This window comes from Paenisporosarcina sp. P4_D4, assembly GCF_056401835.1.
Genome location: NZ_JBFUIO010000092.1, coordinates 1 through 8755 on the forward strand (window position 1 = coordinate 1; position 8755 = coordinate 8755).

General features: G+C 38.1%; 4 protein-coding genes and 1 pseudogene. All 5 read right to left on the reverse strand.

Going from position 1 to position 8755, the window contains the following annotated elements:
• Positions 1–405 precede the first annotated feature (405 nt).
• Positions 406–1200, reverse strand: a complete 795-nt coding sequence (locus AC1DSL_RS14280; RefSeq protein ID WP_477532672.1) for a VLRF1 family aeRF1-type release factor — start codon at positions 1198–1200, stop codon at positions 406–408.
• A gap of 74 nt (positions 1201–1274) precedes the next feature.
• Complete coding sequence (locus tag AC1DSL_RS14285; protein WP_477532673.1) at positions 1275–2465, reverse strand: DHH family phosphoesterase; 1191 nt, start codon at positions 2463–2465, stop codon at positions 1275–1277.
• A 228-nt stretch (positions 2466–2693) separates the two neighbouring features.
• Positions 2694–7034 (reverse strand): S8 family serine peptidase, encoded by a 4341-nt coding sequence (locus AC1DSL_RS14290; RefSeq protein ID WP_477532674.1) that lies wholly within the window; start codon positions 7032–7034, stop codon positions 2694–2696.
• Positions 7035–7944: 910 nt separating this feature from the next.
• Positions 7945–8136, reverse strand: coding sequence for a hypothetical protein (locus AC1DSL_RS14295; RefSeq protein ID WP_477532675.1), 192 nt, complete (start codon positions 8134–8136; stop codon positions 7945–7947).
• Positions 8137–8165: 29 nt separating this feature from the next.
• Positions 8166–8755: pseudogene (locus AC1DSL_RS14300) on the reverse strand (carboxypeptidase M32); the annotation flags it as partial.

The following is an 8755-nucleotide window of genomic DNA, read 5'->3' on the forward strand; positions in this document are numbered from 1 at the left end:
GAGTAACCGCAGGAGCAGTTGTTTTCCACCGCCTCCACTCCAATCAAAAGAAATTGCTTCTGTAAGCGTGTCACTGCAAAATATTTAAGTGGAAAGATGGTCGGCTATTTCTGAAGACTCCTGCGGAAAACGAAATAAGCTAGTCTCCTCGGAAAGCGAAAGAAATAGCCGACAATAATGTTTTTCGATAGAGTGCAAAAAATCATACTTTTATATTAATTATTATTCTTTTGTCAACAAGCTGTAAGGGATTTACATTCTTTCCTCTAGGTTTCTATTTCTAAGACCACGAAATGTTTTCGGAATATTATTGAAATTAATTTTGAAATTAATATTCGTTCTCGATATGCAATGAAAAAACCCTCCCAACGTCATCAGGAAGGCTTTCATGCAATTTTATGGCTTTTATTTCTCCAAAACTTGGTTAATGATTATATGTGGTTTGCTGTTATTCAAGTTTTTATATATACAGCTGTTCGGTTTTTCACTTAAGGTTTCTGCGAACGCAATCGCCAATTCCGTTTCACCAATAACATGGACTTCTTTCCAGCCTCGCTCTTTCTTCAATTTTTTAACATTTGCTGCCATCCCTTTATAAAATCTGTGCAAATTTTCTTTTAGTCGGGACTCGATAAAATCAACTTTACTGYCCCCAATTTTATGAGGTCCAGTTGGATCCATATCTTTATCCTGACCCCAATATTCAAGTTTCGGGTCGAAAATATATACCATATCTTCTTTAACAAATCCCATCGAAGTATCCAAAACACGGACTTCACCAAAACTCGGCAAAATTATTCCTGCTTCTGGATAAGCTTTGTACATATATTCAAATTGTTCAACCATAGGATGATCTTCCCAATGGAAACCTGATTTTACTGGCACTTGAACATAATGAACGGACCATAAAGGTGGATTTTCCGAGGCAAATATAACAGCCCCTTTGTGCAAATCATCTTTGTTTTGTTCAATTTCATCCATCACTTTTTTCTTGGTTTCCTTAAAGTACTTAAGCTCAGTATCTTTTTCAGAAGCATTTAGACTCTTATCAATTTCTTTTAAGCCATTTTTCAAATGTATTTTCCATGCTCCATTTAATTGGTCAGGATCGCCTGGATTTGTATTCAAATAAACACTCAATACATTACGATCACCGCTACGATGGTCCTTTAAATCCTGGATTTCTTTGCTCAATCCCATAATGATTAAACCTCCTTGATATTCTCTACGCTTGTAGGATGCCCCGAGAGCCTTGAAATTAATAGTACTTCCTTCTATTCATTTTTCTTACCGCTTTTTACATGATGCATTAAATAAGCCACAAACGTGTCATCTCTTACTAACCATGCCGAATGATTTCTTTTTAAGTGATTTTCTACTTCATCAAAGCTTGTAAATTTCTGGTCTAATATATGGTTATTATGATCAATTTTCCATTCTTGATCACTAATTGCATGAATAAAGAATGTTTCTTCCATAATATTTTTATAAAGAGATCCGAATGATGATTTTTTCAGGTTATATCGATTTCGCTGTGCATCTTCACGAACTGGTTCTAACTGAAACGTATCCGTCACAAACTGCTTGTATGCTGAATCAGTTAATGAACTACCGGATGCTTTGGCGTGCCCACCACCACCGTATCTTCCCGCAACTTCTGATACATCAACATGGTCATGCACTGTTCGAAACCCCACTCTCTTTCCACCCATATTTAAAATCACGATATAATCGAGATGTGGATATACTTTGCCCAAGTCATTTCCGAGTTCTGAATGATATGATTCTGCATAAACAATACCAACCAAATGCTCTCCAACCTGTGCTTGTACGATTTCTTTTTTCTTGCGTCTTATATAGCGTTCGATCTTATTTTCTTCCATGTCCAGTAGTTTCTTTTCAAAATCGTCAAAATCGAAATGATCGATAATTCTAAGCCGTTCAATCATTTTTTCTTCGAATTCTTCTATTGAAATTAAATAAAAGAGCGCATTCAATCGTTGCGCTTCAAAGTTTTCATTTTTCTCCCATTCCCATGTATCATACTGTCTGACAAGCTCAACAAACTCTGAAATGGCTTCCCTGTTCTCCAATAATTGTTGAGACACAAGGTAATGATGAAATAAAGAAGTTGCAGAAGTTAATTTTCCTTGTTCATCTTCAACCAGAACATGTCCCCACTCATATTCATTGAAGTGAAGCGATGTTTTATGATGATCGATAAGTTGGACATTTCCAGTAGTTTGATAAAAATCATTCAGCTTTTGTTCATTCTCTTTATTTACAGAAAGGTCAGTTATGAATAATAGCGTGTTTTTGTCATCATTCTCCAAAAACCAACCTACTTCTCGATCCAGACTTGATACCGAATTATATCTGACATTCACCTGCTTGCCAAAAGCAAGTTTCGCGAGAATCCCACACCCAACTCCATCTAAATCGTTGTGCGACAAAAGTTTATACAATTGATTCACCTCAACAGATAGTATGGATAAAAATGTTGAAAATTATTGATAACTTTTTTTTTCATATTAACAAACATGACTAATTAATAGGTAGGATGATCAAGACGTGATGACTTATCGTGTTATTCTTGGTGTGCATTTAATTCAAAATTGATACCCAAAATCAATTAAGGCAAAAAAATACCAAAGAGAAGGTAATCTTCTCTTTGGTATCTTTCTCATAGAACTCTATTTATTACTGTTACCTTTAACGTTCAGATACAGTTTACCTTTTGCCGTCTGGCGTGTTTCGTTATTGAAGCTATCGACTGCTTTTACTTCGATTACCGCACCATTAGCTACTGTACCTTTTGGAACTGTATAATAGCCAACATAATGGCCGTTCGCTTGCTCTGTCATTGGCAATTCTGTAGCGTTTTGAAGTTGTCCGCCCATATTTGTTAGTGGCATATGGATTACAAAAGTTGATCTTAATCCAGGTTCACTATCAAATTCGATTTTGACAGTCTTGCCAGTTTTAAGATTGAGATCTTGGTCTGGTTTTAAGTTTGTAATGACAGGTGAAACATATTTTGCATGTACTGTCACTGTTTTCGACATGCTGTTGTTTGCTTTATCTCTTGCTACAACAGTAATTTCATTTGCACCAGTATCCAAAAGTATACGTTTTGAATATTTTCCGTTTACGACTGCTGCAATTTGACCGTTTACTTTCACCCAATCAAGGTTGGCATCTGCGACACTACCTTCTACTGTAACCGATTCCCGATTTGTTTTATCTCCGTTTTTCGGGCTGTCGATTGTTAGATTTGGTTTCACTGTGTCCAAGATAACAGATACCGGAGCAGATTCGCCCGTTACTTTACCATCAAGAGATGAAGTCGCTGTAAATACATTCAATCCTTCTGTCAATTCGGTTTGAATGGCAAATTTACCATCATTTCCTACTACTACAGAACCTGCAACTCCACCATTATTTTTAAGTTGAATTGTTGTTGTAGGTGATGCACTGCCTTCAATAGTAATAGCTGACTTATTCGTTGCTAAATCAGAAGTTGGCGAAGTAATGACAGGTGCACTTACTTCATAACTTACACGAGCACGGATCATATAGTTTCCTTCCTCTGCAGGGGAAGCTGTCCATGTACCTGAAACAGATTGGTAACTTCTTTCCGCGTTTGTTCCATCTTCATCAGCAGCAAGTCCTGGTGTGTTTGGATTCGCAACTGTTTGTCTGTAAACCATGTAGAAGTCACCATTTACAACGATGTTATGTTCAGATAAGTCTACTACCGTCCATTGACCGTTGCGTAATGCTGTTGCATTAATTGATTCTGTGAGTTTTTTACCTGGTGTTCCATCAGGACCAGTAGCATCCCAAACTTCCACTGCAAATGCTGTTCCACCTGGTACTGGCCACTCAGTGTCCCAGAAACGGAATACGCCATCAGTAACAATGCCATTTTCTTTCCCTTCAGGAAGAGACATTTTCACTGCCCAAGCATTACCCGCTGCATTGAATGCGTGTGCATTTTCAGCTGTTCCATCATCATAACCAATTTCACCACCTGGATATGTGTAGAACGGATCAAGTGCAAGACTTAATTCAAGTGCGTTTGCACCGATTGTAACGGATGCTTCTTTACTATGGTAGCCACGTGCAATTACCTTAAGTGTATAATTTCCTTCGTAAGCTTTGATGCTGTAGTTTCCTGATGCATCTGTTTTAACAGGAGTGATATTGGCATCTTCAACCAGTAGAAGTGTTGCGCCTTCGATTCCTTCTCCTGTCGATTCGTCAGTAATTGTTCCGCTTACCGTGTTTTGTGCAATTTCATCCAAAGTGAAATCCGCTTGTGCTGTTGCGTCAGCTTCGATTGTCACCGTCTGTTGATTTGTGTGGTATCCATAAGCTTCCGCTTTCATTGTGAATGTACCAGGAACATGCGTCATTGAATATGTGCCATCTGCAGGATTTGTATATACTGAACGTCCTGATTCAAGCACACTGACTTGTGCACCAATAGGCAATAAAGTCGGATGAATTGGTGCCTCTGATTTTGGCAATTCTTCTTTTACAGGCATTGAAGGTCTGATTTTTGTTGGATCAATCGCTTCTTTCATTGCTTCTTTATCATCAACTTTGATAAAGTCTAGTCCAATGTTGCCTTTATTATTTTTTGAAACGTTCTCAGTTTGGGCAATATCGGTTAAAGCAACATCATCGATATACCAACCGTCTCTCACAACACTGCTATCAGAGAATGCGTGGAATGCCAAGTAAACACGTTGACCACTATACGCTGACAAGTCTACTTCGCCATCTAACCATGCTCCTGATTCTCCTTGGAACATTTTTAATTGTGTCCACTCTTGTCTATCTGTTGAAACAAACACATGACCGTAATCATATGCTGTTCCAAGAGAACCTTTTTCAAAACTATACCAGTGTTTGAACTGCAGATACGAATTACCTTCTGGCAGATCAACTGGAGGGAGAACAAGTGTTGCGTTCATGTTACTGTCATACTTACCTTCTAAATTTGTTGCATATACTTTTTCACCAGACGCGGCATTTCCAGGTCCAGAAGTTGGAACTCCCCACTCCCAGCTGTTCATTTCACCAAATGAACTCCAGCCAATTGCAGCAGTTTCAAAATCTTGGAAGTAACCAACAGTAATACCCGGTTTCACTTCAACCAAATATTCTTCACTATTGACAACGTTGTTTCCGAAATCATTGATGATCCATTTATAAGTGAATGATTCCCCTGTTACTGAATTTCCAGGAATCGTAACAGCGTATTCACCAACTTTGTAGTCACCAGAAATTCGTGAAGCCGCCATAGTTTGCCATTCATTGTTTCTATCTAAATAACTTAATTTAACTGATGAAACGCTGATGTTATCTGTTACTGTAACAGCCAAGTCCAGATCCATACCTTCATACGTTTCTATAGGAGAACTATGTTCAAAGACTGGTGCTTCCTCATCTTCACCTTGTTTCGTAACTTGTCCACCAATTTTTCCAATACCGTTCATGATTGAAGACACCGCTTCATACGCATTAACTAAACCATATCCATACCCGTGATTCGGTGTTTGTGGATATTGTGAGTCAGTTAATGGGATTGCTGTTTCAAGTAAAATTTGCTCCATTTCATCAACGGTTAAGTTAGCGTTTACTTGGCGCAACAATGCCGCGACCCCGGATATAGCTGGTCCAGCCATTGATGTTCCATTCCAGCCGCCTTCATAACCACCACCGGGTACAGAAGAACGGATATTTACTCCTGGAGCTGAGATATCTGGTTTGATTTCAGCATAAGGAGAAGGTCCTCGTAAAGAGAAATTACCTACTATGTTGTTAATATCAGTTGCACCTGTTGCAAATGATTCAGGATAGTTTGCAGGTGATGCAACAGAACCCGGACCACCTGGATTTGTTGGCGTTGTGTTTCCTGCTGAAAATTCAGGGAAAATTTCTGCTGCACGCCAGTTGTTGACTACATCACGATACCATTCGTCAAGACCTGGACCACCACCCCAAGAGTTGTTTACAACATCTGGAGCCATATCAACACGGGCATTTCCTTCAGAATCTGTTGGTGCTAAAATCCATTGTGCAGCTTCTAATAAATCCGCATCTGTACCACCATTTGGAGTAAAAGCTTTTACAGAAATGAATTTAGCACCAGGAGCTACTCCAACCTGGTTGGAACCGTTTGTTTCACTACCTACCATTGTTCCAGTCACGTGAGTACCATGACCATGATCATCATAAGGTGTAGCTTGTCCAGCTGTAGCGTCAAACCAGTTAAAGTCATGATCTGTTTGACCTGTTGAAGAATTGTAACCACGGTATTTTTCTTTTAATGCTGGATGATCCCATTGAACCCCCGTATCAATGCTCGCTACAACCGTTCCTGCTCCATCAATTCCCATCGCCCATACGTCTGGCGCTTTAACACGTTGAACATTCCATTCAATATTGGCAACTTCAGATTCAGGCGCCACAGCTTCTTTCGTTTTTGTTGTGAAAAGCTGTCGCATTTCATTCGGCAGCACTTTTTCAACTTCCGCAAAAGAAGCTACTTTTTCTGCTACTTCTTTCGTTGCTGTAACAGCCATCCCGTTTACAATATAATACGAGTGGATATCTTCAACATTACCTTTAGCAGCTTCTTGTTCAAGATAATGTTTTACATCTTGCTGCTCTTGAAGGGAAGTCGCTTTTAGCTCAGACACTAATGCAGAACGCTGGACCATTAATGATTTTTTAGAAGATAATTTCGCTTTTTGAGAACTTTTCCTAGCCTCTTCTACCACTTTTTGCGCATCCGCTTTTTCTTTGAATTTTATTAAGAAGGTAACTTTCTCATCTTCTTTAAAATCCGACAGCAATCGTTTGCTCACTTTTTCGATTGTATTCACGTTCGAATTATTAAGCGACTGGTGCAGTTTACTAGTTGATGCGGCACTCGCGACTCCAGGTGCGATTAGAGACAATGTCATGAGTAAAGAAACAGCAATGTTGAAAGACTTTTTAGAACTATTTTTCTTCGTCATCTTCTTTCCTCCCTTTTAATCTACCTTTCTTGCCTTTCGTAAAGCGGATTGCATTTTACATTCCCACAAAAATGACCAAATAAAAACACCCATGGCCCCCTTTCCCTAATCATGTAGGCAAACAGTATCAGTGGTGTCGATCGTGAATCTCTAGTTGTTAATCAAACTATAAAAGAAAGAAAGCCGTTTTTTTGTCATAATTTGTCGCTAAAATTCATCGTTTTCATAATTGATATTTAGTACCTATTTAAAATTAGGTATAATGATACAAAACATGATTTAATACGAGATCAATAAAATTCTATTTCCCCATGCTAGGATTGAGTTTTGACGTATAGATATTATTTCCCAATCTCGACTCTATGTATAAAAAACCCATAAAATAAGTAATATAGACTAATTGCTTGCATAATTGGGAAATTTGTATGTTCTTATGAGTTTTCATTACACGAGACTTTTGCGCTATATAAAACCCTTTGAATTTCCATTTTACAGTTAAATAAATGGCTAAATTTTCAAGTTTATCCTACTGCTTTAACAAATTTTTGAATTTCTTATTAAAGGTAAACTACTCCCCCTTCAAAACTATATTTTTATAAAACTTTCATTTTCATCTATGTCAAAAGAACCAACTTAACAATAATTGGAAATTTATTTATTTTAAAAATTATGCTAGTATACTCGTCTAAAACAAAAAAAGTAATATAAAATGTCACCTTGTCAAACTCTCATCTCATATTAACTAGTAACGATATTGGTGGAAAGTCGGGGTTGGTTGCAACTGATTTTCCCACTTTTATCTCTATAATTCCCTTATCAAAGCCAACAAAAAAAGAAGCTCATGTTGCCTGAGCTTCTTTCTTTTGTTGACCTCTATATATGCAATCCAAAATCTCTGCTTCATAAACATCTATGTTCGGCATCCCGAGATCTTTTGCTTTTTGTAATACCGCTTGCTTATCATATGGTACCCGTACAAGTTGAACACTGACACTGTTTCCAACATGCTCGATAATTCCGTATGAAGTTGAATATCCTCAAAAACCGATTCCAGGGCAGGCATATTTCCATGAATATCTGAAATAATTGCAATTCTCTTCATGTGCGTCCCCCCATAGCAATCCTCCGATATTATGAATTCAATTTATATAAACGAGAATACTTTTCCTCCAAATACTCAGCAAGATATGTTGCGTTCAACCCTTCGCCAGTAGCTTCTGTTAGAATTTCCAATGGCTTTTTCATACTGCCGTGACGGTGTACTTTATCTGTCAGCCAGTTTTTCACTGGTTCCAAATCACCATTAGCACATAATTCATCGAAGTTAGGCAAATCTTTCAACATCGCTGCTTTTAATTGAGATGCATACATATAGCCGAGTGCGTAAGACGGGAAATAACCGAAGGCACCTCCAGCCCAGTGCACATCCTGCAAAATTCCTTCTCCATCATTGGAAGGTTTAACCCCCAAATACTCTTCGTATTTATCGTTCCAGATTTGAGGCAGATCTTCTACTTTCATGTCTCCATTGAAGAGACCTTTTTCAATTTCATAGCGAATCATGATATGCAATGGATATGTTAACTCATCCGCTTCAATTCGAATAAGCGAAGATTTTGATTCATTGATTGCTGCCAGGAAATCTTCAACTGCAATATGACCAAACTGTTCCGGAGCGTAGGACTGAAGTGTTTCATAATTATGCTCCCAGAACTTTTCAT